The sequence below is a fragment of the Plantactinospora soyae genome, from assembly GCF_014874095.1.
Lineage (GTDB): Bacteria > Actinomycetota > Actinomycetes > Mycobacteriales > Micromonosporaceae > Plantactinospora > Plantactinospora soyae.
Genome location: NZ_JADBEB010000001.1, coordinates 3719999 through 3745689, shown reverse-complemented (window position 1 = coordinate 3745689; position 25691 = coordinate 3719999). Strand labels below are relative to the sequence as shown.

Genomic DNA, 25691 nt, shown 5'->3' with positions numbered 1-25691 from the left:
GTCGTCCGCCCAGTCGGCCGCCGCGTCGACAACCGGCGACGCTGACAGCGTCAGGCTCGCCGTGTCGGTACGGGATAGGTCCGGGGCGACCCCCAGCACCGAACACGCCGGCTACGCCCTCGCCTTCGACCTGGCCACCGGCGCGTTGACGGCAGTGTTCCTCACGAACGGCGAGGGAAGCGCTCAACTCGCGCCGGGGACGTACCTCGTCCAGGCGTTCGTCGAAACGCCTGAGGCCAACGGCCAACTGTCGCTGAGCATGCCCATGCAGGCCCGGGTATCCGTCGTCGGCGAGACCCGGGTGTTGCTGGACGCCGAAAGTACCGTACGGGTGACGGCGCAGGTGGACCGCCGGGACGCGCGGCTGACCGGGGGGACCGTGCAGGTCACCCAGCGCACTCCCGGGCAGCAGATCTGGTATGCGGCGGACTTCGATTACACCGGGGGCCTCTACGTCCAGCCGACCAAGCAGATCCCCGGCCTCGACCTCAATGTGTACGCGGCCCTGAGCAGGAACGGCGCCTCGAACAGCCCGTACCTCTACCACCTGACGTTCGAGTCCACCAACAGGATTCCCCCGAAGCCAGCCTTCACCGCACGGACGACCGCGCTCGCGGCAGTCACCGTGCGGGTCAACGGCCAAGGCCAGTCGGCCTGCGGGCGGATCGGCGCGCGGGGCTATGACCCGAGCCTGCCGGTCGGACTCGGTGCCTCGGTCACCGCTGGCCCAGTCCCCGGAGCGTACGAGGCGTACTTCACCCCTGGACCGAATATCGTGTGGAGCCCGACGACGCAGGTCCTGCCGGCAGACTGCGCGGAAACGCCGGGCGGCGATTACTTCCGCACCGAGCGAACCTTTCCCGCCGCCGGTCCGTACATCGTGACCTTCGGCCGAGCGCCGCTTGGTCCCACCGTCACCCGCTCCAGCAGCCCGCACGCATACTGGCCAGCGGAACGCGACGGAGACGTCCTCCGGATCGCAATTCCCGCGTACGCCGACGCCAGCGCACGCAATGGCGGACCGGTCGCCGGCTTCGCCATGGACTATCCAGCCACCACCGGCACGACGACCCTGTCCCTGACGAACGGCAAGATTCTGGGCAGCACCGATCGCACCGCCTTCGGGGAATTCCCGGTGCCCCGCGAGGAATTGCAGTACGTCCTCAGCACCGAGGCGATCCGGGATGCATCTTGGTCATCGCTGTCCACCCGGCAACGAACCGTGTGGACGTTCACCTCGGCCCATCTCGACCAGGCAGCGTCACTGCCCCTGCTCGCGGTCCGGTACGACCTGGGGCTGGACACCCTCAACCGGGCGCCGGCCGGAGCTCCGTTCACCTTCGATGTTTCGGTGGAGCAGAGCGGGCCGGAACCAGCTCAGCAGATCAGGTCGCTGACCCTGTCCACGTCGTTCGACAACGGCGCGACGTGGCAGCCGGTCAGCCTGGCCCGTACCGGTGATCGCTGGACGGCCAACCTCACCCATCCCCCCACCGGCGGTTACGTCTCGCTGCGGGCCACGGCAACGGACCTCGCCGGTAACGCGGTCGACCAGACAATGATCCGGGCGTACGGGCTGGCCGGATAGGACCGTCCCGTGCAGTCGGGTGGCCGGTGTTCGACACTGGCCACCCGACAGATCACCTCACCAGCTACAGCGAGCCAGACGCCGGATCACCCGAGACAGGACAGCGACGCCAGAGCTTTCTCATCGTGGTGTCCGGATCAGTTCTCCTTGGCGGAGCGGCCGAGGCGGAGCGCCGAGACAAGGAAGAAGATGCCGCCGGGGATGGCGTAGCCGGCCACACTGGTCAGCGTCGCATCGTCCGCTCCGGCCATCACGATGAACGAGGTGCCGGCGAGCACGGAGATGGCACCACTGATGATCATCGGCCACTGGCCGCCTATCTTGCGACGGTTGGCGGCCACCATCAGCTGTACCAGCCCGGCCACGATCGCCCAGGCGCCCCAGACGCGCAGGACTGCGGGGATGCCAGACGCGGAGGCGATGGCCACGCCGATGGCGGCGAGCAGGCTGACGGCGACGTTCACGTGCAGGCCGAGCACCGATCCGGCGGCACGCGACGAACGAGCGTCGACGAGCGCGGCGAACACGTCGAACAGCGGATACAGCACGAGCAGCGTGGCGGCGAGCGGACCGAGGTGCGACGCGGTAGTGAACATCACGACGGCCCAGACGATGGCGAACGCGAAGCGGACGACGTAGAGCCGCCGCAGGGCGGACGCCGCTGCCGGGATGGCGGGTGCAGCAAGGGGAGCCACGGTGATCCTTTCGATATTGCGAGGTTTGGACCTGCGGTCAACGGACTCCACGGGCCAAATCGGGCGAGCAAACCGCCCTTGCCGACAAGAACGAACGTTCTGTCTCGGGCAACGATGACACAGCGATCGCAGAGCGTCAAGACCGAACGTTCTATCCGATACGATGGGCGCCATGGCGCGTGGAGAATCCGAAGGCCGGCCGTCCGAAGCGCGGTCCCGGCTGCTCAACACGGCAACAAGGGTCTTTTATGAGGAGGGCATCCACTCGGTCGGCATCGACCGCATCGTCGCCGAAGCACAGGTGACCCGGGCCACCCTCTATCGGCACTTCCCCGGTAAGGAAGATCTCGTCCTGGCCTACCTGAGCCAGGTCGACGAGGCCATCCGCGCTCAGGCGAGGGGGGCTGCCGACGCCGGGCTACCGGCGGCCGACACCATCCAGGCTCTCAGCGAGTCGATCGCCCAGGGCATCCAGTCCCCCGGTTTCCGCGGCTGCGCCTTCCTCAACGCCGTTGCCGAGTATCCCGACCCCGATCACCCGGTACACCAGGCGGTGCTCGCCCACCGTCAGTGGTTCCTGGACACCGTCACGGAACTGCTGGCGCGCATTCAGGAAGCGCCCGCCGAGGCCGCCGCCCGACACTTCGTCATGCTGCGCGACGGCGCCATGGCCGCCGGCTGCCTGTTCGACCCGACGCTGGTCTGCGAGACCTTCCTGCGCGGCGTCGAGGGACTGCTGCGAGCGCATGCCGCGTCCGCTCCTGCCAAATCGGCGGATGCCTGATCCCGCCCACAGGACAGGTGACTTGGTACAGCTTCGGGGCGACGGAGCGCTTCGGGTAACCCGCGCGATCACGCCTCGGGCCCGTGACTGCCGGGCGTCTCCCGCCCAATCGGCGAGGCGGAATCCTCCAGCGGCCGCCGCCGACTTCGCCACGCGTCGAGCAGCGCGACAAGGGCCAGCACTCCGGCCACCACGCTCAGTCCGACCATCGGCGGCCAGCGGACCAATGCTGGCGTGACCAGCAACAGGACTACCAAGCCGATCATCCGCGACCAGGGGAGCCGGCCAAAGATCTCGTACTCCAGCCGCACCCGGGCGGCGAGGAAAAGCACCGGACCGCCCACCACGAACAAAAGCCATGTCGGCCGCGGCGGCCCGAACGGATCGTCGATCACCAGTTCGTAGCCGACCGCAGTGACGAGCACGCTGAACACGATCAACGCATGCGTCCGTTGCGACGTCGCACCCAACTGGCCGGGCATACCCGCCCGACCCAACGCCTCGGTCAACAACAGACCGGCGCGGTGGAAGTAGATCCGCCACAGCAGCGCGCTGGTGGCGAACGCGACCACGAAGGCGGCGGCCCGCTCCGCGGAGTAGGCCATGCCACTGAAGACGATGGCGATGATCGAAATCGATTCACCGAGCGCGATGAGGAACATCTGCTGGTAGCGCTCGGCCAGATGCTCCCCGGCGATCCGCCAGCGACCCACCGCCGCAGCCCCCAGCCACGGCAGCGGCCAGCCCAGAGCCCAGGCGAGGTAGTCCACGGCAAGCGCGGCAGCCCACAGCGGCAGGCGAAGCTGGTCCGGGCCCAACGCGCCGACCAGCCAGAGCGGCGCGGCCACCGCCGCCCATGCGGCGAGCCGAAACGGCACCAGCCGTCGTGGATGACCGCGCAGCGCGGCAGCGATCACCAGCGGCCGCACCACCATCACCATCAGGTACGCGACCGTGAACGGCAACGCCCGCTCTTCCATTGCGCGTGGCAGCGTCACCGCCATCACCAGAGCGGCGAACATGGTACCGATCACGACCGCCTGAATGATCGACCGCTCCGGCTCGTAGCGACTGGTGATCCAGGCGGTGTGCGACCAGATCAACCAGAGCGCCAGGAACAGCAGCAGGGTACGACCGAGCCCGGCGACGAGCGTCCAGCCGGTGTCGCTGCCGAGGTCGGCGAACCGTTGCGAGACCCGGGTGAGCGCGACGACGAAGGCCAGGTCGAAGAAGAGCTCCAGGAACGTGGCGCGCCTCGAACTCGTCGCAGAGCGCAGCAGCTCGGCACCGCGTCCCGCCACCATCGCCCGCCCCTGTCCGCCCTGTCCGCCCTGTCCGCCCTGTGGCACCAACGAGTCGGCCGCCGACAGGGATGCGAGTCAGGAAGGAGTCGCGGCGGGCAGGTGCCATCCGGTACGCCCGACCGGGCCCCGACGTGACCGGGCAGAGTCCCAGGCGACCCTCAGATCGGTGCGACGCGCCAGGAGTTCGACGGAGATTCGTCGCGTCGGCATAGGCTGGCGATCAAGTCGTGCATGTTCCCGGGGTGTCCTAAGCAAGCCTCATCGCCGCCGACGGAAGGCACCGATGATGACGAACTGGCCCCGCCTCCTCGTGGTTCCGGCCATCGCGCTGGTATTCCTGTCGTCCGGGTGCACCGGAGCAGACCCCACGCCAACGAGGACGCGGCCTGAGCTCCCGTCGGAGGAGCAGTTGGCTGCCGACTCGAAGCCGCTACCGGGCTCGACGCTGCCCGGTACCAAACTGAAGTTCGGCCAGGAGGCGGTCATCACCGTTGGTGTCGGACCAGGCAGATCACTCGTCGGTCTCACGGTCACCGGCGTCGAGCGCGGCACCGCGGAGGACCTGGAAGTGGTCCGCGCCAGCGTGCCGACCGTAGGGGACCGGCCGGTCGGCTCGCTCTACTTCGTCAAGGCGGTCCTGGAGAACAAGGACGGCCGTCACTTCGACTCGTCGTACTCGGGTCCGTTGTTGAGGGGTACGACCGAGAGCGGCGAAGACGCCGCTGCGCTCCGCCTCGCCTTCATCGAGATCGGACTGCTCAACTGCCCGATGGGGGCACCGCCTCCGCCCGAGTTCTCCACCAGGGGTGGACGGCGCGACCACTGCCAGATCGTGTTCTCCTCGCCCGCCAATCCGGTCACGTCCGTCGGCTTCCAGGCGGAGAGTGGGAAACCGGACATCACCTGGGAGTGAATGTCCGCGTGGTTGAGGCCGTGACAGTGGCAGCTCATGCACTGCCAGCCTGCCCGTACGCGAGTCGACCGTGCGGGGGCCCCTCGCGGCGGGGACGATCGGTCAGAGGCCGAGGGCGCCGATGGCGGCGGGGAGGGTTGGCGCGGTCGCGAGCTGGCGTACGTCGTCGCGCTCACGAAGCCACACCTGGCAGGTGATGCCGTCGTAGTGGACGGCGACGGGTTGCCCGGGGTGGTGGCGGGCGAGCCGGCGCAGCGGGGGTACGGGATCGTCGACCACGATCGGCGTCGCAGTCTGCGGCACCGGAATCGGCTCGCTCGGATCGTCGGGAACGTTGCCGGCGATGGCGAGTTCGAAAAAATCGAGGCAGTACGCGATCGCGGCTTCCGGGGTGGATCGGCAGGGCGGGTCGGCCGGGGCGGGTAGCTGGCCGAGGCGGTTGACGGTGACGTCCCAGCTCTCGCCCTGAACGAGCCGGAGGTCCCCGGCATTGTGGATGTGGTCGGTGAGCGTGATCGTGACCGTCAGGCGCAGCCCGAGGACGAGCCGGACCAACTCGGCCAGGGGCGGTACGTCGGGCCGGCGGGCCAGCACGAACAACCGGGCACCAGGTCGGCCCCGGGAAGCTGAGCGCAGGTACTCGGTCAGCGGGTCGGCGTCGGGCCGGTGCAGGGTGACGGTGCCGTCCCGGAGGTCGTGGTCGAGGCTGCCGCCGCCGTCCAGCTCGACCAGGTCCTCCGGGCGTACACCGAAGTGGTCGGCCCAGCCGGCGAGCCGGAACTGCTCGGGAAGCTGGTGCAGGGGTTTGCCGCCGGGGTGGGTTGCCACGTGCGGTGCTGCCACGTGCTGGCCGGTCCGCCAGGTCTCCTCCCCCGCCTGCCAGGTCTGCCCGTCGTCCGGCCCGTCATGATCGGCCTGGCGGCCGGCGAGGTCGGCGCCCCAGGCGAGTTCCCCGGTACGCCAGCCGGACGCGCCGTTACACCAGCTGAGGTGCACGACCCGCCCGGCCAGATCGGTGATCGTGATGGCCGCGTCGGAGTGGATTCGGCGGGTGCCCCGGCAGGTGTGACAGCGCAGCAGTGACGGGCTACGACCGGAGCCCGCACATCTCGGGCAGTCGGAGTCGACCCGTCCGGTGGCCAGTCGGCAGTCACAGCGCTGGAGTCGGCTGTGCGGGTCACAGTCGGGGCAGTCGACGTACGGGATGGGTGTGTCCTGCCACGACGGTGCCGGCGGCTGCCATCCTCGGCGCAGCATCGTCGCGTGCCGGCTGTAGATCTGCCCGGTCGACCACTCGGTGAGGATCTCCGTCGTTCCGGCGGCGCGCAGGCTGGTGTGCCACCAGCGACCGTTCCGCCAGATCGCCTGCGCCCCGGCGGTCGGGCTGCCGGTGGCCAGGTCGAGGCAGTCGGCGAGGATCCGCCGTTCGAGCTGGTCCAGGTCGACCGGCGGTGGGTCGGGCGGCGGCTCCCCCATGGTCAGGTGGTGGGCGGGGGCGGTCAGGCCGCGTTCCTCCAGCCCGTAGCAGGCGTCGAGATCGGTCGTGGTGGTGATCGCGGTGATCAGGTCGTCGGCGTAGCCCCGGGCCTCGGCCGGCACCGCCCCACCCGGCAACTCGAACCGGATCGCCCAGGTCAGCCCGGCCGAGGCGACCAGGCGGCGGGCCTCGACCACCAGGTCGAGGCAGAGCAGATCGGCCAACCGGCACAGCCGGCCCAGCTCGGCCGCCGCTTCCCGGGGCGGCGCGACCGCTGCCCGGCCGAGGTAGAGCCGCCACGCGTCGTTGCTCTCCCCGGCGATCGCGTCGGCTTCCCGCGCCTCCCGGACAGTCGCGGAGTGCTCCGGCCGCCAGGCGCGCGGCAGGAGGACGAGCGGCCCGTCCGGCTCACCGGGCTGACGAACATCCGTCCACGAGCCGGCGCCGACGACGGCGGCCAGGTCGCGGAGCAGCGGGGCGAGCGGCAGATACCAACTCCCACCGCCGTCGTCCGGCCATGGCACGGGTTCCACCACCCCGGGTACGACGTTCGCAGAGGCCACCGCCCCGGTGTCCAGGTTCGCCATGCTCAGTACGAGTTGTGCGCGGCGCCGCCCGGTCTGCCCGCAATCGTGGCAGGGCCGGCCGACCGTGCCGACCCCCTGGCACACCAGGCATTCCTGGTACGCCTCCCCGGCCCGCCGGCTCTCGTCGTCGGCGCTGACCAGAAGTTGGTTGCCGCCGTACGTGCAGCGGCACGGGTCGAGGGTGAAGGAGAGCCCGTCACACGACCGGCACTGCACCATCGGCGGCTCGGCCATCAGCGCCTCGCCAACTCGTACGCCGTCGACACCTGGTGGGACTGCCACCGCCGCAACGCGTCCTTGATCCGGGCGTTCTGCTCCCGGACGCCAGCCAATTCGGCGTACGCCCTGGCCAGGTCGGCGGCGACCTGATCCAGGAACTCGGTCACCTCGTCCGGATCGATCCCCCGTCGACCGAAGCCGACCGGGGTGAACCGACGCAACCGCACCTGCGACGGCATCAACGGCCGGCGCTTTGCCGACCGGTACGCCGACTCGAGCCGCCGTAACGGATGCCCGTCCCGCCGGAACAACCACCGAAGCAGAGCACGCACAACCTCTCACCAGCCTCTCGACAGCAGCATGTGGATGGGTGGCCCCGGCCCGACACTCCGGCGCGCTCACCCCCGGGTCGGGGCCACCCCGCCCCACCGCCGCAGCCACAAGCAGCACGTACGGCAGCAGGGCGTGATTGAGGGCTGGCACGGCCGGTGGGGGTCACCAGCCGTGCCAGCGCGGATGCCCAACCGGAGGGCCGGTTGCCTACCAGGCTTTCCGTTGCCAGGCGTCCCGCAGAGGCAACTTACAATGCAAAGCATGCGAAGACAAGGGCTGAGCATGCAAAGCACGCAAAGTCTTGAGGCTTCGTTGACGATCATGAGAAGATGCAGGGGCCTACCAGGAAGTTGCCATGCCCCGAATCTCAGATCGCCAGCGCATCGCGCAGGACATCCGCAACAAGATCGCGTCGGGTGAGTACAAGCCGGGCGACAAACTGCCTTCGCTCCGCGAGCTAATCGCGATCTACGACGTGTCCGCCGAACCCGTGCGCTCAGCCCTGCTAATCCTGCAAGCAGAAGGGCTCCTGGAAGGACACCAAGGCAAGGGTGTCTACGTAACCGACCCGAAGTAGGGGTTGCTACGGCTCCACACCGGCAAGGCATCTACAGGACTGCGCTCCTCGGCCATTTCGGCTACTGTTCGGACGACCACGTTAGAGTGAGACCCGCCCGCGCGCGCTGGCGACTAGGTCATGCCGCTCGCAGATGTATACGAACCGACGAGCCCAGTCAGCGATGTGACAGTACGTCGTCACCAATCGCTACTTAGCATCGAAAAGATGCTCGATCCACACAGTCAGGATTGCATCCTGACGATCACGCCCTCGTAAGACTATTAGCAGGTCAAGGCAGATCGACAGAGTTCCGCAGAGGCGTCCATCCATAATTCCAGAATCGGGTAGGAGGTTTGAGTGGACTATTCGGTGGTGCGCCCGGAGTGGGAGCCCTTCGAGTCGGTCGTGCACCCTGAGTGGGAGGCCTTCGAGAGCATCGAACCGCCGAGAATCTCTTGGAAGCGCGCGAAGCGAGCCGTCGCGACCACGACGAATCTCGACGGGTTGCTAACCATCAGCGACTGGCAGGCACGATCACGGTGGATATACGGCTGGCATCATAATGAACGGCGGATTCATCGCCTCTGCTTCACCAAACCACACGGGTTCGATCTAGATGGCGATCCGTGGTACACCGCTGCACTGTATCCAGCACCCCCAGACCCAGTTTATGAGCTCAACAACTTGGTGGGATTGGTCACCTGGGTCGGACACGTCGGCTGCCTATGGCCCGGTCGCGATAGCGAACTGATGCTGCCGTTGGTGAAAGCAGCTGGTCACCAGTCCCAGCACTTCATCGTTCCGGTTTTTTTCGGACAGGACCCCAAAGGGCCTGATCGACCGACTGTCCTATTGCCGCAGGCTGAGGAACTGCAACCGCTACTCGATCGATTGGGGTGACAGAGCCAGCAACAGACTTGCGGCTCACGGAAGTAGACGTCTCCCATGCCTCCCGATCCAAGTGGACGGATGAGCCGGTAGTTGCCGAGCTGCTGCAATGTGGGTGGCACAGTCAAGCGCCGGATCGCCTCCCCATAACGATGGCCCTCGGCACATTACCGGCGATCACTGCGGCGATGTCGTCCGCTCACTCCCCCGTTGCGGCGGAATGCTCCAACCTGGACGGCATGGCGGGGCCGACGGACCATCCGATGGGGGTGGCCCGATCGCCCGTTGCCAGCGGTCGAGCGCGGCCAGCATTCGACGCCGCGCTCGTACCTCGCCCTGTCGGCCTTGGCGTATACCTCGTCCGCCGTTGTCCAACGGTGTCCAACTCTTCCCGTCGGATCGGGCCCGCTGCGGCACTGTCGTACCGCACGGACCGATCCAGGGGAGGAAAGATGTTGCGAGCAACCAAGAGGCGCTGGAGGTGGGTGGCTGCGGCTGGAGTCGTCGCCACCCTGATCGTCAGCCCGTCCGCCGTCAACGCCGCCGAAGGGCCCGGCCCGGCCGCCCCGGCTGCGACCTCGAAGACCACCCCGCTGCGCTACGACCACCTGCCACCGGCCAGTGCCGGGGCGTCGCGCTTCGTACTCGACGCGGGCACCTGGCTGCCGGACCGCACCCTCACCTACCGGTTCGCCAACGGTACGGCGGACGTGGGCGGCTTCGAGCAGCGCAGCGCGATCCGCCTGGCGCTCGACCTCTGGGCGACCGAGACGAACCTGAGCTTCAGCGAGGTCACCACCGGCGGCCAGTTGGTGTTCTCCTTCGTCACCGACAACCACAGTGACGGGTTCCCGTTCGACAACCAGGGCGGGGTCCTGGCGCACGGGTTCTTCCCGCCACCGACCAACACCACCTCGATCGCCGGCGACGTCCACTTCGACGACGACGAGACTTGGAGCACGCTGTCCCAGTCCAGCAGCGCCCAGCCCATCGACCTGCGTACCGTGGCCGCGCACGAGATCGGCCACGCGCTGGGGCTGCGGCACTCCGCTGATCGCAACGCCCTGATGTTCGACTTCTACAACGGATCGCATCGCTTCCTCTCCGCTGACGACATCGCCGGAATCCAGGCCAAGTACGGCGAGTAGCCCGGATCGCCCCCGTGGCAACGGTCGAGGCGTCCACACGTCGCTGGAGCGGCGTGCGGGCGCCTCGCTCGGCGGGGTCGGCCGGATCCGGAGGGCGGGCGACAAGCTGTCCGCCCGGTATGTACTGCGACGGGATAGCGTGGAGTAGGTCGAGGTGGAGAAGGGAGGACGTGCTCATGCGGTTCAGCCGGAACACATCGCGGTACACGGTGAAGTCCGCACTCGCCGACGAGCCGCCGTACGTCCTCTACCGAATCATGTCGTACGGCGGAGTTCCGATCATGGTCACGCGGGACGAGGCCGAGCGGTGGGAGGGCGCTGCGTCGGCGTACGCGAAGATTCTGGCCGAGGCCGCCGACGCCCTGCGGGTGGATGTCAGGTGGGAGCGGGGGGCGTACCTCCGGCTTCTGCCCGGCGGGCACCGCCGGGTCGCCCGCAAGGTTGCCGCGCTCGAAGACCGGTACCGCGACGTCACCCGGGCAGCCACGGCGACCTACGCACCGATCCGTAACCTGGTCGAAGCGCGGATCAAGAGCCAGCAGAAGGCTGAACGCCGGCATCAACAGGAGCAGGAGAAGCAGCGGGCACACTTCCGGTCGCTGGCGGAGCAGGAGGTCTGGGGTTATCTCGTGGAGGCCGCCAACCCGGAGACAGTGCACATCTTCTGGCACGACGTGCAGCCGACGCAGCCGCGGCCGACGTCGAGCCGCCGGTCGGAGACACCCCTTTCGGCGATACAGCTCGACGCGGAGCTACGCCACCTGATGACCGAGCAATCAATAAAGCTTCTCGCCTGGGATCCTGCCTCGCGTGAGCACGCAGCCCGGATCTACGGGCTCGCCCTGAGCGACTTCTGGCAGCGGCACGTCGGCAGCGACCTCGCCACACCCCGGAAGGCCGACGAGGACCGGTCGGCGAAGCACCCGTCCCCATCGAGGTCCACCGGCACGTCGCACCACTCCAGCCACGGCATCGGCGGGCACTACTAGTCCGGCGGACACTGTCGCCGATCACCACGACGCAGCTCGTCGCCATCTCACAGCGCAGTCGCCGGGAACCGGGAGCGGATGACCTCCCGGCCATCCGCTTCCGGTCCCCGAGCCAGCGCCGCTCAGGCCTTGGCTGTACCGGTGCCGCAGTACCGCTGTGCGCCGTTGGGCCCATCCTTCAGACACGCCTTGATGTGGATGGTCGTCCCTTCCGGGATGTTGGGCAGAGACAAGTGGCGGCAGGTTTGGTTCGCACCGTCCGCGTCCTCGGTGGCGTAGTACTGCCACTGACCGTTCCGCAGGTACTGGGCTTCCGCATAAGCACGGAGGCCATCCGCGTGCTTGTCGCACGCACCGAGCACTTCCCGGCTGTCGCCCGGCTCCCAGTTGCCCCACACGATGGCGGTTCCGCCGACCGGCAGGCCATCAGTGGTCCTGACGGACACGGTCGTGGCCGCCACTGCCGGCGTCGACGCGACGGCGATCATCGCCACGGCGCTGAAGGCGGCAAGGGCTCCCGAGAGAAGATGTCGTCTGGCCATCGCCAGGCCTCCCAATGCTTGTTCGAGGGATGATCTGTGAGCGCCGCCACCGTCGCGTACCGCGCTTGCAAAACGCTTGCAGCCGCCGCTGGAGGATCGGGTGGACGCCCAACTACGGGGCTGGACACGGCCGGCAGTCGCTCGCCGAGCTCACCGGCCTCGTGGCCGAACATGCCCTGCGGCAGCGGCTCGTGGGTCAGCTCATACTCGGGACAGCTCATGTTCAGGCCCTCCACCGGTGGCAGGATGGCCGGCATGGAGTTTGCTGAGGTGATCCGTCGTCGTCGGATGGTGCGGCACTTTGCCGACCGGCCGCTGAGTTCGGACGTCATCGAGAGGATCCTGGCCAGCGCGCTACGCGCGCCGTCGGCTGGTTTCTCGCAGGGCTGGGCCTTCCTTGCGCTCACCGATGCGGCCGACCGGGCCAGGTTCTGGCCATTCGTTCCCACCCGCGTCGCACAGACTCCGACGATGCAGGACGCGCCGCTCGTCGTGGTACCGCTCGCGCACAAGGCCGCGTACCTGTCCCGGTACGCCGAGGCCGACAAGGGCTGGACCGATCGGTCCGAAGCCCGCTGGTCGGCACCGTACTGGTATGTCGACACGGGCATGGCCTCGCTGATGATGCTGCTGACCGCCGTCGACGAGGGCCTGGGGGCCTGCTTCTTCGGCATCATGCCGATGGCGGGAGACGATTTCGATCCCGAGGTGGAGGTGCCCGCGCACACCGCCGCGTTCAAGGCCGAGTTCGCAATCCCCGACGAGTACGCGCCGATCGGCGGCATCTGTATCGGCTACCGCGCCGATGACCTGCCGCCACAGAACCCGGCCATCGCCGGACGCCGCCGTGGCGTCGAGAGTGTCATCCACCATGGACAGTGGGGCCGCCAGCACTGAACAGGCTCTTCACAGTTCGCAGTGGGCTTCTTTGCGTGCCCGCTCAGATCGGTCAACGGCGCACCCGATAGCGCAGGTGAAGCACCCGGTTTCCCTGAATCACCACGTCAGGATCCTCCAACAGGTGTTGCGCGTCGACCGACCCGAAGTAGCGCTTGCCGGACCCGAACACGACGGGTACGACGTCCATGCGCACCTCGTCGACCAGACCCGCGGCAAGCACCTGGCCACCGACGTCGCCGGCGGCGACCTCGACCAGGCGGTCACCCGCAAGCTCCTGCGCCTTGGCCACGGCTGCCTCGACGCCGTCGACGAAGTGAAACGGCGCCTCGGGGTCCCAGCCCTCGGGCGCCGGCCGGTGCGTCACGACGACCACGTGGTCGATCCCGCTCGGAGGCTTCCCGTCCCAGCCGTCCGTCATGTCGAAGACATGGCGGCCGGCGATTGTCGCCCCGATCTGGTCCCAGTACGGCCGGGTGTAGTCGTAGGACGTCTGTGACACCTTCACCGCGCCGCTCTCGTCCAACGGGACGTCACCGCTGAGCAACCAGTCGAACAGCGGTCCGGGCTGGTCGTCCTCGTCCGCGATGAAACCGTCTACTGACACCGAGCTGTACATGACCACCTTGCCCACGGGCTCTCCTCTGCTTTGGGGTGCCCCCAAATTAGCGTCTCGCGAGCTGTCGCTCTTGTAAGAAATCAATCGGCCGGCAGCGGCCAGCCGTCCAGCACGTGGCCGGGATGTTCGCGCAGGAACCGCCGCCGGACTTCGACGTACCGGGTCGGCGTGAGCCCGGTGAACGCCCGGAACTCGTGGCCGAAGTGGGCCTGGTCGAAGTAGCCTGCGTCATAGGCGAGGTCGCCCCAGTCGATCGGTCCGGCGGGGTTGATCGCGAACACGGTGGCGGTGAAGCGGTAGGTGCGGGCCAGCCGCTTCGGCGTGACGCCGATGAGCTCCTTGAACCGCTGTGCCAGATGAGTGCTGCTGACCCCGGCTGCCACGCTCAGGTCGCCGATCGCCACGCCCTTGCTGGTCGCCGCGATGACGCTGCTCGTATGGCGGACCAGCCCCAGGCCGGCGGTCTCGCACAGCCGTCGCATCAGCTCCTCCTCGAGCAGCGTCAGCATCTCGTGCGGTCCGTCGGCCGTGGCCAGCCGGTCTCGCAGCTCGGCAATGGCGGGTCGACCCCAAATTTGCTCTACCGTCAGCGGCCGGTCACACAGCTCGGCCGCGGGCATCGGCAGGAACGGCGCCAGCCCCCACGGCTTGAAGTGCACGCCGACTGACCGGGTCCGGAGTGGGTAGCCGAACTCCCACGCGCGGGTGGGCATGGTGACCACGCAGCCGTCGGCGTACTCGGCCGTCTCGATGTCGGTGCCGCCGCGGATGCGGAACGGCGCCCCCAGGTTGACGATGAGCAGCGCCGACGGCGCGGGCGGCAGCGTCAGCAGGGCGTACGGCGACGCACCGTCCAGGTAGTAAAGGTCGTCGATCAGCCCGTCCAGCGGCGGTCGCGGCACTCTGGACACGTACTCCACGCCCACAGTATCGCCGGCATCGCGCGCCGGGATGGTCCAGCCGGGTCGGTTCCCCGGACCGGGTTCCGCCGGCACGGCGCCGTCCGAGGTCGAACGGGCCACCCGTCGACCACGGGCCGGCTCCGGAACATCGGCCGCCGTATCGCCGAAACTTTCGGTCCGCTGACCGTCCGGTGGACAGGTAGCACCCGGTCGGACAGAGCATCTCGACTAGCCTGCGCCACCCGGCTAGCATTCGCGCGACTGGATTCGCGGGTGGGGTTGAGAGATACCGCCATCGCGTCGTCCCGCCCGGATAGGGAGCCCCTGATGCACATCGGACATAGACCGGCCAAACCATCTCGAAGAATGACCGCTTTTGTCACATCATTACTGCTCACCATGGTCGGTTCGGTCGCGTTCGCCGCCCCTGCCCAGGCTGCGGACCGGGTCGTCCTGGCCAACGATTTCGAGTCAGGTTCCTACGCCCCCTGGGGGCCGCGTGGAGCCGTCACTCTCGGGATAACGGCGGAGGGGCACGAGAGCGCGAATAGCCTCTCGGTTACCGGCCGTACCGCGAACTGGCAGGGTACGGCGATCGACGCGACCGCGATGTTCGAGCCCGGCGAGACGTACGTTATCAGTGCATGGGCGAAACTTCCGGCCGGTACCACCGGGCCGGCGGGTGTCCACTTCACGATGGAGGCCACCCCGGCCAGCGGCGGTGACAACACCTACACCTGGGTCGGCGACAACGTCCCCACCACCGCGGAGAACTGGGTACGGATCGGCGGCAGCTACACCATGCCCGCGGGCCTGGCCGCAGCCAACCTCTACGTGGAGGCCGAGGGCAGCACTCCGTACCTCTTGGACGACATCAGCATCACCACGCCGGAGGGCGGGCCGGAGCCCGGCACGGTCGTGATCGACACCGACTTCGAGGACGGGCTCGACGGGTGGGGGCCGCGCGACGGCGGACCCGGCGCCCCGACGGTCGGGCTGACCGACGTCGCGCACGGCGGCGAGGCCGCGGCCCTGGTCAGCAATCGGGTGAACCAGGGCGCCGGAATCGGCCGCGATGTGAGCGCGCTGTTCGAGACCGGCGTGACCTACGAGTTCCGCGCGTGGCTGCGGTTCGCCGAGGGACAGCCGACCGACCAGATCTGGCTCAGCCTCGCCAGCACGAGCGGCGGCAGCCAGTCGTTCAGCACGCTCGCCCAGTTCGACGGGATCACGAACACCGGCTGGACCGAGGTGACCGCGAGCTTCACGATGCCGGCGGCCGACAGCGCCCTGCTCTACTTCGAGTCCCGGTGGCAGGACGGCGGGACCGGAAACACCAGCGACTTCCTCCTCGACGACATCGTCGTACGGGTACCGGAGCCGCCGGTCATCGAGGATCTTCCGCCGATGCACGAGACCACCGACTTCCCGATGGGCGTCGCGATCGACAGCCGCGAGACGGTGGGCGCCGCCGCCCAACTGCTGACCCGGCACTTCAACAACATCACGCCGGAGAACCACATGAAGCCGGAGGCGTGGTACGACGCGGAGCGCAACTTCCGCCCGCACGACCAGGCGATCGCGCTGATGGACTTCGCCCGGACCAACAACCTCGGCGTCTACGGTCACGTACTGGTCTGGCACAGCCAGACTCCGGCATGGTTCTTCCAGGACGGGGCCGGCGCACCGCTCAGCACGTCGGCGGCCCACCAACAGGTCCTCCGCGACCGGCTGCGTACGCACGTCTTCGCCGTCGCCGAGTCGCTGAGTGACCGGTACGGTCCGTTCGGCTCCGCCACCAACCCGATGCGGGCCTTCGACGTCGTCAACGAGGTCGTCGCCGACAGCGGCGAGTTCAGCGACGGCCTGCGCCGCAGCGAGTGGTACCGGATCCTGGGCGAGGAGTACATCGACCTCGCGTTCCGGTACGCGGACGAGGCGTTCAACGACGTCCACGCGGTCGCCGGCGCCGACCCGGTCACTCTTTTCATCAACGACTACAACACCGAGCAGAGCGGCAAGCAGGGGCGGTACAAGGCGCTGGTGCAGCGGCTGATCGCGCGTGGGGTACCGGTCGACGGGGTGGGCCACCAGTTCCACGTGTCACTGTCCACCCCGGTCGCCAACCTCGGGACCGCGCTGGCGGCGTTCGAGGACCTGCCGGTGATCCAGGCCGTCACCGAACTCGACGTCACCACGGGTACCCCGGTGACCCAGGCGAACCTGATCGAGCAGGGCTACTACTTCCGGGACGCGTTCCGAGTCTTCCGGACGTACGCGGACGACCTGTTCGTGGTCACCGTGTGGGGCCTTACCGACGGCCGGTCCTGGCGGGTCGGCAACGGTGCCCCGCTCGTCTTCGACGACAACCTCCGGGCCAAGCCCGCCTACCACGGTGCGGTGGACGGCGAGCTTCCGGCCCGGCTGCGTACGGCGAACGTCTTCGCCGGCGACGTTGCCCTCTCCGACACCGCCACCACCGACCTGACCTGGAGCAAGCTTCCGTTGCACCCGGTGGAGGACCTGGCAAAGTTCCAGCTGCGCTGGGTCAAGGACCATCTGACGGCCTTCGTGACAGTCTCCGACGCCGCCGCCTCGGCCGGCGACCAGGTCAGCTTCGTGCTGGGTGAACGGACGTACACGGTTGCGCGGGACGGCAGCGGCGACGTACCCGCCGTGGCGAAGGAGCGGAGCGGTGGCTACGACATCGTCGCCCACCTGCCACTGACCGACGCGGCCGAGGGCGACACGCTCACCCTGGACGTCCGGGTCGGCAACGACGGTCGTACGGCCGCCTGGAACGCCCCGGGCACGCTGGGCACACTGGGTCTGGTCGAGGAACTGTCGTACCTGGAGGTCACCCAGGCCCGTACGGCGCCGGTGGTCGACGGCGCGGTGGACACCGCCTGGGCCGACGCCCGCGCGGTCAGCACCGCGAAGGCGGTCTCGGGCGCGGACGGCGCGATCGCCACGGTCCGCACCCTGTGGCGGGACCAGACGCTCTACGTGCTCGCCGAGGTCGCCGACCCGGTCGTGGACGTCTCCGGCTCCGACCCCTGGACCCGGGACTCGGTGGAGTTCTACGTCGACGGAGGCAACGTCAAGAACGGCCCCTACCGCTACGACGACACCCAGATCCGGATCAACGCGGACAACGGCGTCTCGTTCGGCACCGGTGACGAGGCGTTCCAGCGGGGCCGGCTGACCAGCGCGGCGGTCCGCACCGACACCGGGTACACCGTCGAGGCAGCGATCAGCCTGCTGGAGTACGGCGGCCTCGGCACGTTCCACGGCCTGGACTTCCAGGTCAACGACGCCACCGGCGGCGCTCGTACCGCGATCCGGAACTGGGCCGACCAGTTGGGTACCGGCTACCAGACCACCTCCCGCTGGGGAGTGGGTCGGTTGGTCGGCCCGGCCGACGGCAACGTCGACATCGTGGTCAAGAACTCCACCCAGTGGAACTCGGACAGCGGCGGCGGCTACTGCGCGACCATCGTCGCCACCAACAAGACCGACAAGCCCGTCGACTGGTACGGCTATGTCGAGCTCGGCGGCCAGATCTACACGGCCTGGAACTTCGAACGGCAGATCCAGGGCGACGGCAGCTACCGAATCCACGGCGGGAACTGGAACAAGACCCTGAAGCCGGGCGCCAGCACCTTCAGCGTGGGCTACTGCGCCAACCGGTGACCCCGGCGCGCCGCTGAATCCGCCGAGTTGGGCGGGGGCCCTTCCTATACAGAATGCGATAGGAAGGGCCCCCGCCTTTCAACTCACTCGGCGCGCAGGTGGTCCAGGTCGAAGTCGCCGGGGCTGACCCAGATCAGGATCCCGCGTACGTCGGCCAGCGCCGCCGCGTCACAGGACATCTCGGTGAGCAGGTCGGCCACCACCGTCGTCTCGGTGCTCTGCGGTACCCAGCCGAAGGTGGACTGGCACCAGGCGTACTCCGGTCCGGTCTGCAACGCGATCGCGCTGGAGGTGCCGGCCGCCGCTCCGGTCCGCAGGTCGTACCGGAGGGTCGCCTTCGCCGACAGGTCCACCGGGTTGGGCAGGGTCACCCCGAACCAGCCGCCACCGGTCGCGGCGACCCGCAGTCCGGCCGAGCCGTTGGTGTGGAAGTCGGCGGTCGGGGCCAGCGTGCCGGCGTCGGTCTGCCAGTTTCCCGGTGCCCAACCCTCGAGCCCGGTCTCCCAGGAGGCGATCAGGATCGGATCTCCGGGCGCCGGCTTGACCGTCACGGTCAGGTCGGCCGCGTTCGACGTACGCCCGGACTGGTCCCGGATGGTGTACCGGGCGACGGCCCGGCCCTGGAAGTCGTCGGCCGGGGTGAAGGTGACCGCCCCCGTACCCGGGTCGAGGGCGAATTTACCGCCCGGAACGGTCACTTCCCGCTGCTGGCCGGCGGTGGCCGGATCGAGATCGATGCTGGCCGCCCGCACCTTCGTCCGGTACGCGATGTCGTTCGCGGCCGGGGTCAGCGCCACCGGCGTACCCGACTCGGTCACCGCGTTGTCGTGGTCGGCGACCGGCGGTCGGGCCCGCTGACCTCGGGTCAGTTCCTCACCGGCGTTGCTCAGCGTGGTGCAGACCGGACTCGGGCAGTAGACGGTGTAGCCGTCGTAGTCCGGATAGGGCGTGCCGTCGTCCTGGATACCGGAGAGGATCCAGTAGAGGAACCCGCTGCCGCCGGTCTCGATGAACGCGTCCGTCCACCGTTGGTAGACCGGGTTCCGGGTCGCCTTGTCGACGTAGCCGAACTCGCCGAGCATCACCGGCTTGCCGAGCCGCCGGGCGTCCCGGTTGTGCCGCTTGATCCACTCGACGCCCCAGGCCGCGTCCTTGCCCCAGTGGTCCGGATAGAGGTGGTACGACACCACGTCCACCGCCGGCAGCCGGGTCAGGGCGAGGCTGTCGACGCCCTCGCCACAGTTGACGGTCCAGTCCGAGCTGGCCGGGTCGTCGCAGTAGAAGCCCTCGTCGCCGACGCTGGCCAAATGCCGGCGGTCGACCGACTTGATGTGCCGGGTCATCTCGTCCGCCCAGCCGGTCAGCACCTCGGGGGTACAGGTCGGCGACATCGGGTAGACGCCGGAGCCCTTGCACCTCGGCTCGTTGCCCAGTTCCCAGGTCATCACCGTCGGATCGTCCTTGTACGCCACCCCGGTCAGCGTGTTGGTCCGGTTCAGTACGTGCGAGATCCAGTCCTTGTACCAGCCCCGGATCACCGGGTCGCTGTAGAACTCGTCGTGGTACTGCCCGCCGCGCCAGCGGACGTACTGGTCCATCCCGCCGAAGTCCCGCCAGTTGTTGGTCAGCGGGATGACGAGCTTGATCCCGGCCTGCCGGGCGGCGTACAGGACGTAGTCGAGCCGTTCCAGGCCGTCCGGCCCGTCGTTGTAGGCCGGCTTCGCGCCGTCCCAGTACTGGAAGTAGACGCCGTCGGACTTGCCGGCGACCGAGTCGCTGCCGTCGGAGTTGCCGATGTCGAGGAAGCCCCAGTGCCGCAGCACGGTGAATCCGGCGGCCCTGGCGTCGGCGAACACGTCGTCGACCATCGTCCGGGACTTGTACATCAGGTAGTAGTTGTTGGTTCCGGCGAACCGGAACCGCTTGCCGTCGAGCATCAACTGGTCGCCCTTGCGGACCACGAACCCGGCGGACTGGTTCGCCTGGCCGCCCTGTCCGGGTGGGGCGGCGAAGGACGGGGCCGGCTGGGCCGCGAGCAGCAGCCCGGCCAGGGCCAGCGCGATGGTGGCACGACGCTTCATGGTGGTGGTGATCCTTCCGGGAGCGGATGTCCGGGATCGGGGGTGCGGATCAGCGGGTACGGCAATCAGCGGTGCAGGAATCAGCGGTACGGGAATCAGCGGTGCGCAGCGGTGTCGGGAACCATGTCGTTGACGCAACGGAGCACCGGACGGGCGGTGAGCGCCGCCGGGTCAAGTCGCTGAGCGGACCGTACGGTGAACGTGGTCGACTCCCCCGGCAGCAGCGTGACCAGCGCCTCGTCGACCACCGCCGCCGGATCGAGCCGATCCGGGGCGAGAACCAGGTCGCGCAGCACCGTCCGGGCGGTCACCCGGACCCGTACGCCGTCCGGCAGCGGCTCGACCGTGGCGTCGTACCCGGCCGGTGGGTAGGCCAGCTCGTGGTCCTCGGCGAAGAACCAGAAGGTCCGGTCGCCGGCATCACCGGGATCGGCGAGCAGCAGTTCGGCGCGCGGCTCGTCCGAGCTGCCGACGTCCGCCGGCAACGGCCAGGTCATCGACGAGTACGGCGGCACCGCCAACTCGATCGACGTCTTGGCCCTGGGCTCACCGGTCAGGGTCAGCCGGGTCACGTCGACCCGACCGGTCCACGGATCGCCGCCGTCGTTCACCGCCACCAGGGCCAGCCCGTCGTCCCTCGGCTGCACGGTCAACAGCCGATCGGCGTACGCCCGGCGCAGCGCGTACCAGAGGGGTTTGCGCCGCCCGTCGCCGTCCACGGCCGCCCAGGAGGTGACCGGCCAGCAGTCGTTGAGCTGCCAGACCACGCTGCCCATGCAGATCGGCCGGTACGAGCGCATGTGTTCGATCCCGAGGCTGGTGGCGCGGGCCTGGTTGACCTGGGTCAGGTAGTGCCAGTCGTCGAAGTCGCGTGGGGCCGGCAGGTGCGCAGCCAGCCCCCGGGCCAGCTTCTCCCCGCCGCCCTCGGCCTTCTGCCGGTGCGCCATCGCGGGCGAGTCCACGACCAGCCGCTCGTCGGAGATCGCCCGCCGGATCGTCGCGTACGCGGCCGGTCCCTGGTAGCCGAACTCGGCGACGAACCGGGGCAGGTAGTCGCGGTAGTGGACGTAGTCGAGCTGGTTCCACACCGTCCAGATGTGCATGCTGCCGTACCCGGACTCGTTCGGGTGCACGTCGTGCCGCCCCGACCACGGGCTGCCCGGCCAGTACGGCCGGGTCGGGTCGACGTCGGCCACGATCCCGGGCAGCAGCTCGAAGTAGTAGCCGGCACCCCAGGTCCGGCCGGCGAGCTGTTCCTGCCAGCCCCAGTCGTGCCAGCCCCAGATGTTCTCGTTGTTGCCGAACCAGAGCACCAGGCTCGGATGGCTGGCCAGCCGGGTGACCTGCTCGGTCGCCTCCGCCCGGACCTCGCCGAGGAACGGCTCCTCCTCCGGGTACGCGGCGCAGGAGAAGAGAAAGTCCTGCCCGACCAGCAGGCCCAGTTCGTCGGCGAGGTCGTAGAAGTCCTCCGACTCGTACCGCCCGCCGCCCCAGATGCGCAGGAAGTTGACGTTCGCCTCGCAGGCCTGGCCGAGCCGCTGTGCGTAGCGCTCCCGGGTGACCCGGTGTGGAAAGCAGTCGTCCGGGATCCAGTTGACGCCCCGGGCGAAGATCGGCAGATCGTTGACCACGATGGTGAACGCCGAGCCGTACTCGTCGGGCGCGGTGTCCAGGCGTACCGAGCGGAAGCCGATCCGCCGTTGCCAGCGGTCCAGCTCCCGCTCCCCGGCGTGCAGGGTCACGTCCAGCGGGTAGCGCGGCTGCTCGCCGTACCCCCGGGGCCACCACAGGTCGGGGTCGGCGACGGCAAGGGTCAGTTCGGCGACGCGTTGGCCCGGCGGCAGCACCATCTCGGCGGCCACCCCGGCGACCGTGGCCCGGACCGTGAGCGGCTCGGCGCCGGAGTCGCCGTCGGCCCGGTCGACCTCGACCCGGACCTCCACCCGGCCCTCCCGACCGGTCACCGTGACCAGCGGCCGGACGTCGGCGAGCCGCGCGGTCCGCCAGGTCCGCAGCCCGATCTCCTGCCAGATTCCGGCGGTGACCAGCGACGGGCCCCAGTCCCAACCGAAGTTGCAGGCCATCTTGCGGATGAAGTTGAACGGATCGGAGTACGCCGCCGGCCGGTCACCGAGCCGTTCCCGCTGCTCCTGGGCGTAGCGGTGGGCCGAGTCGAACCTGATCCGCAGCACGTTGTCGCCGACCCGCAGCAGTTCGCGTACGTCGAACCGGTATCCCCGGTGCATGTTGGCGGTACGACCGATCTCGACGTCGTTGAGCGTGATCGTCGCGACCGTGTCCAGGCCGGCGCAGACCAGCTCGACCCGGTCCGCCCCGTCGTCGCCGGCCCAGCCGAAGGTGGTCTCGTAGCACCAGTCGGTGTGACCGATCCAGCTCAGCCGGAGTTCGTTGTCGTCGAGGTACGGGTCCGGGATCAGGTCGGCGGCGAGCAGATCGGTATGCACACAGCCGGGCACCGTGGCCGGAACCCGGGCCGCCGCGACCGGGTCCGGGATCTCCGGGCCGGCCACCGCCGTCAGGAACCAACCGTCGTGCAGGCTCTGCCAGGACGTCACGGGCACCTCAGCTCACTTGTGGTCGCGACCTGCCATGACCTCACCGCACCTTCCCAGGTGGAGGGCGCCGCCGCCGGAGTTCGCGGGGCCGGGCGGCGAGCTCAAGACATCGAGGGATGTCGACTGAACCGGATAAGTAAAGTCACGGTACGGGCGCCCCTCCGCCCTGTCAATGGCCGTGGATTAGGACTCGAATGGCCGACGGGCGGCAAGAAAGCGCTATCCCGGCGAACCGATCGACAGCGCTCCCAACCTCGAAAATTCGGTTCTCCGAACGGGAAGAATCGATCTACCCTGGTGTTCCGACAAGATTCCCCGATCGCTATGCTTAACCGGAAAAGTTCATTGCCCAGAGCCCGCACACACGTTCCCCGCTCGTGTGGACACCAGGGCGCAGCGGGCCAGGGGCCACCGAACCGGCCCACCGGTGATCGGGTCGACCCAGATAGGAGCACCGGGTGAAGCGGCCGACAATCGCGGATGTGGCCCGCCGGGCCGGCGTTTCCAAGGGCGCTGTGTCGTACGCCCTGAACGGGCAGCCCGGGGTTTCCGACGCCACTCGCCAACGCATTCTCGCGATCGCACAGGAGATCGGCTTCAACCCCAACAGCGCCGCCCGGGCACTCTCCGGAGCCAGCGCCAACGCGGTCGGCCTCGCCCTCTGCCGGCCCGCCCGGATCCTCGGCATCGAGCCGTTCTTCATGGAGTTGATCAGCGGTGTGGAGGCGGAGCTCTCGGCCCGGTCGTACGCGCTGACCCTTCAGGTGGTGGCGAACCCGGAGGCCGAGATCGCGGTCTACCGGCGCTGGTGGGGCGAGCGGCGGGTGGACGGCGTCCTCGTCTGCGACCTCCGGCTCGACGACCGTCGGGTGCCGGTCCTGGAGGAACTCAACCTGCCGGCCGTGATCATCGGGGGGCCGGGGCACAGCGGCGAACTGGCCCACATCTGGTCGGACGAGGCGGCGGCCCTGACCGAGGTGGTCGAATACCTGGTCGCGCTGGGACACCGGCGGATCGCCCGGGTCGGCGGCCTGCCGGGCCTGCTGCACACCGAGATCCGCACCGAGGCGTTCGGCACCGTCTGCCGGCAACTCGGCCTGGAACGCACGATCACGGTCTCCTCCGACTACAGCGGCGAGGAGGGCGCCCGGGCCACCCGACGCCTGCTCAGCTCCGCCGACCGGCCGACCGCGATCGTGTACGACAACGACGTGATGGCGATCGCCGGGCTCTCCGTGGCGCAGGAGATGGGGCTGAGTGTGCCGAACGACGTCTCCATCGTCGCCTGGGACGACTCGCCGCTGTGCCAGCTCGTACATCCGTCGCTGACCGCGCTCAGCCGGGACATCCCGGCGTACGGCGCACACGCCGCCGGCCGGCTGCTCGCCGCCATCGCCGGCAAGCCGCTCGGCGACTACCAGGACGAGACCGCCCACCTGATTCCACGCGGCAGCACCGCCCCACCCCGACCCTCCTGACCGGCTCGACCGGTGACACCGCGCGCCAGCGGTTGCACCGGTCACCGGCCCGCCGGGCGGCGCCGGGCGGGCGGGTGGCAACCGATAGCATCGGCCGCAGGCGTGGACCAGCCAGGAGGACGACGATCGTGCATGTACCACCGATTCCCAGCCTGACCGCAGCCGACCCGGAGTTGGGGGCGCTGATCGAGGCCGAGGCGGGCCGGCAGCACGACAAGCTGCGGATGATCGCCTCCGAGAACTACGTCTCGACCGCTGTCCTGGAGGCCAGCGGCACGGTGCTGACCAACAAGTACTCGGAGGGCTACCCCGGCCGCCGTTACTACGAGGGCCAGCAGTTCATCGACCCGATCGAGACGCTCGCGGTCACCCGGGCCCGGGAACTCTTCGGCGTCGCGCACGCCAACGTGCAGCCGTACTCGGGGTCGCCGGCCAACCTCGCCGTCTACCTGGCCTTCCTCTCCCCCGGCGACACGGTGCTGGGGATGGCGCTGCCGATGGGCGGGCACCTGACCCACGGCTGGTCGGTCTCGGCGACCGGCAAGTGGTTCAACCCGGTCCGCTACGGCGTCTCGGCGGAAACCGGCCGGATCGACCTCGACGAGGTACGCGACCTGGCCCGCCGGGAACGCCCCAAGGTGATCTTCTGCGGTGGCACCGCCGTACCCCGGACGATCGACTTCGCCGGCTTCGCCGAGATCGCCCGCGAGGTCGGTGCGGTGCTGGTGGCCGACATCGCGCACATCGCCGGCCTGGTCGCGGGCGGTGCCCACCCCTCACCGGTGGGTCACGCGGACGTGATCACCACCACGACGCACAAGACCCTGCGCGGTCCGCGGGGCGCCATGATCATGACCACGGCCGAGCACGCCAGCGCCATCGACAAGGCGGTCTTCCCCGGTCTCCAGGGCGGCCCGCACAACCACACCACCGCCGGCATCGCGGTGGCCCTGCGCGAGGCGGGCACGGCCGACTTCCGGCGGTACGCCCAGCAGATCGTCACCAACGCCAAGGCGCTCGCCTCGGCCCTGATCGAGCGGGACTTCACCCTCTCCTCGGGCGGCACCGACAACCACCTGATCCTCGCCGACCTGACCGGCAAGGGAATCGCCGGCAAGCCGGCGGCACAGGCGCTGGACCGGGCCGGCATCGAACTGAACTACAACACGGTGCCGTACGACCCGCGCAAGCCGTTCGACCCGTCGGGGATCCGGCTCGGCACCGCCGCGCTGGCCACCCGGGGCCTGACCGAGGAGCAGATGCCCCAGGTCGCGGCCTGGATGGACGAGGCGATCACCGCAGCGATCAAGGACGACGAACCGACCCTCGACCGGATCGCCGGCGAGGTCCGGGACCTGCTCGCGGCGTACCCGATGCCGGGCTTCGCCGCCGGCTGAGTCTCACCGGGTTCCCCGCCCG

The 25691-nt window shown here is 69.0% G+C and carries 20 protein-coding genes; 11 read left to right on the top strand and 9 right to left on the bottom strand.

The window, feature by feature from the left end; genetic code table 11:
• Positions 1-61: 61 nt before the first annotated feature.
• Positions 62-1588: a hypothetical protein gene (locus tag H4W31_RS16690; protein ID WP_192767503.1), complete on the top strand. Its 1527-nt coding sequence runs from the start codon at positions 62-64 to the stop codon at positions 1586-1588.
• Between the two features lie 137 nt (positions 1589-1725).
• Here H4W31_RS16690 and H4W31_RS16685 read toward each other — a convergent pair whose 3' ends face one another.
• Positions 1726-2334, bottom strand: a complete 609-nt coding sequence (locus H4W31_RS16685; RefSeq protein WP_318783234.1) for a hypothetical protein — start codon at positions 2332-2334, stop codon at positions 1726-1728.
• A gap of 121 nt (positions 2335-2455) precedes the next feature.
• Between H4W31_RS16685 and H4W31_RS16680 the strand changes: the two genes are divergently transcribed.
• Positions 2456-3067: a TetR/AcrR family transcriptional regulator gene (locus H4W31_RS16680; protein WP_192767502.1), complete on the top strand. Its 612-nt coding sequence runs from the start codon at positions 2456-2458 to the stop codon at positions 3065-3067.
• A 68-nt stretch (positions 3068-3135) separates the two neighbouring features.
• Here H4W31_RS16680 and H4W31_RS16675 read toward each other — a convergent pair whose 3' ends face one another.
• Positions 3136-4371: a low temperature requirement protein A gene (locus H4W31_RS16675; RefSeq protein WP_192767501.1), complete on the bottom strand. Its 1236-nt coding sequence runs from the start codon at positions 4369-4371 to the stop codon at positions 3136-3138.
• A gap of 409 nt (positions 4372-4780) precedes the next feature.
• Between H4W31_RS16675 and H4W31_RS16670 the strand changes: the two genes are divergently transcribed.
• On the top strand, positions 4781-5284 hold the full coding sequence (locus H4W31_RS16670; protein ID WP_192767500.1) for a hypothetical protein: 504 nt from the start codon (positions 4781-4783) through the stop codon (positions 5282-5284).
• 102 nt (positions 5285-5386) lie between these two features.
• Here the strand turns inward: H4W31_RS16670 and H4W31_RS16665 are convergent, their stop codons facing one another.
• Together H4W31_RS16665 and H4W31_RS16660 are read right to left on the bottom strand one after the other, a co-directional pair.
• On the bottom strand, positions 5387-7630 hold the full coding sequence (locus tag H4W31_RS16665) for a hypothetical protein (RefSeq protein ID WP_192767499.1): 2244 nt from the start codon (positions 7628-7630) through the stop codon (positions 5387-5389).
• Positions 7582-7899, bottom strand: a complete 318-nt coding sequence (locus tag H4W31_RS16660; protein WP_404825594.1) for a DivIVA domain-containing protein — start codon at positions 7897-7899, stop codon at positions 7582-7584. The genes H4W31_RS16665 and H4W31_RS16660 overlap by 49 nt, the downstream gene beginning before the upstream one ends.
• A 356-nt stretch (positions 7900-8255) precedes the next feature.
• Between H4W31_RS16660 and H4W31_RS16655 the strand changes: the two genes are divergently transcribed.
• The 4 genes from H4W31_RS16655 (at position 8256) to H4W31_RS16640 (ending at position 11484) form a co-directional block, all read left to right on the top strand.
• Positions 8256-8477, top strand: coding sequence for a winged helix-turn-helix domain-containing protein (locus H4W31_RS16655; protein ID WP_192767498.1), 222 nt, complete (start codon positions 8256-8258; stop codon positions 8475-8477).
• A 339-nt stretch (positions 8478-8816) separates the two neighbouring features.
• Positions 8817-9359 carry a hypothetical protein gene (locus H4W31_RS16650; RefSeq protein WP_192767497.1) on the top strand — a complete coding sequence of 181 codons (543 nt, stop codon included), beginning with the start codon at positions 8817-8819 and terminating at the stop codon, positions 9357-9359.
• A 473-nt stretch (positions 9360-9832) separates the two neighbouring features.
• Positions 9833-10495, top strand: a complete 663-nt coding sequence (locus H4W31_RS16645) for a matrixin family metalloprotease (protein ID WP_192767496.1) — start codon at positions 9833-9835, stop codon at positions 10493-10495.
• A 176-nt stretch (positions 10496-10671) separates the two neighbouring features.
• Entirely contained in the window at positions 10672-11484 is an 813-nt protein-coding gene (locus H4W31_RS16640) for a hypothetical protein (RefSeq protein WP_192767495.1), read from the top strand.
• Between the two features lie 122 nt (positions 11485-11606).
• Here the strand turns inward: H4W31_RS16640 and H4W31_RS16635 are convergent, their stop codons facing one another.
• Complete coding sequence (locus H4W31_RS16635) at positions 11607-12026, bottom strand: hypothetical protein (RefSeq protein ID WP_192767494.1); 420 nt, start codon at positions 12024-12026, stop codon at positions 11607-11609.
• Between the two features lie 255 nt (positions 12027-12281).
• Between H4W31_RS16635 and H4W31_RS16630 the strand changes: the two genes are divergently transcribed.
• Positions 12282-12923, top strand: coding sequence for a nitroreductase family protein (locus tag H4W31_RS16630; protein WP_192767493.1), 642 nt, complete (start codon positions 12282-12284; stop codon positions 12921-12923).
• A 52-nt stretch (positions 12924-12975) separates the two neighbouring features.
• Here the strand turns inward: H4W31_RS16630 and H4W31_RS16625 are convergent, their stop codons facing one another.
• Together H4W31_RS16625 and H4W31_RS16620 are read right to left on the bottom strand one after the other, a co-directional pair.
• Positions 12976-13557 carry a dihydrofolate reductase family protein gene (locus H4W31_RS16625; RefSeq protein WP_192767492.1) on the bottom strand — a complete coding sequence of 194 codons (582 nt, stop codon included), beginning with the start codon at positions 13555-13557 and terminating at the stop codon, positions 12976-12978.
• Between the two features lie 65 nt (positions 13558-13622).
• Positions 13623-14462, bottom strand: coding sequence for a helix-turn-helix domain-containing protein (locus H4W31_RS16620; RefSeq protein ID WP_318783233.1), 840 nt, complete (start codon positions 14460-14462; stop codon positions 13623-13625).
• A gap of 348 nt (positions 14463-14810) precedes the next feature.
• Here H4W31_RS16620 and H4W31_RS16615 point away from each other — a divergent pair, with 348 nt between their 5' ends.
• Positions 14811-18137 (top strand): endo-1,4-beta-xylanase, encoded by a 3327-nt coding sequence (locus H4W31_RS16615; protein ID WP_192767491.1) that lies wholly within the window; start codon positions 14811-14813, stop codon positions 18135-18137.
• 83 nt (positions 18138-18220) lie between these two features.
• Here the strand turns inward: H4W31_RS16615 and H4W31_RS16610 are convergent, their stop codons facing one another.
• Entirely contained in the window at positions 18221-20218 is a 1998-nt protein-coding gene (locus tag H4W31_RS16610) for a cellulase family glycosylhydrolase (protein ID WP_192767490.1), read from the bottom strand.
• A gap of 95 nt (positions 20219-20313) precedes the next feature.
• Positions 20314-22794 (bottom strand): glycoside hydrolase family 2 protein, encoded by a 2481-nt coding sequence (locus tag H4W31_RS16605; protein WP_192772154.1) that lies wholly within the window; start codon positions 22792-22794, stop codon positions 20314-20316.
• Between the two features lie 458 nt (positions 22795-23252).
• Between H4W31_RS16605 and H4W31_RS16600 the strand changes: the two genes are divergently transcribed.
• Together H4W31_RS16600 and H4W31_RS16595 are read left to right on the top strand one after the other, a co-directional pair.
• Positions 23253-24272: a LacI family DNA-binding transcriptional regulator gene (locus tag H4W31_RS16600; RefSeq protein WP_192767489.1), complete on the top strand. Its 1020-nt coding sequence runs from the start codon at positions 23253-23255 to the stop codon at positions 24270-24272.
• 128 nt (positions 24273-24400) lie between these two features.
• Positions 24401-25669 carry a serine hydroxymethyltransferase gene (locus tag H4W31_RS16595; RefSeq protein ID WP_192767488.1) on the top strand — a complete coding sequence of 423 codons (1269 nt, stop codon included), beginning with the start codon at positions 24401-24403 and terminating at the stop codon, positions 25667-25669.
• The last annotated feature ends 22 nt before the right edge of the window (positions 25670-25691 follow it).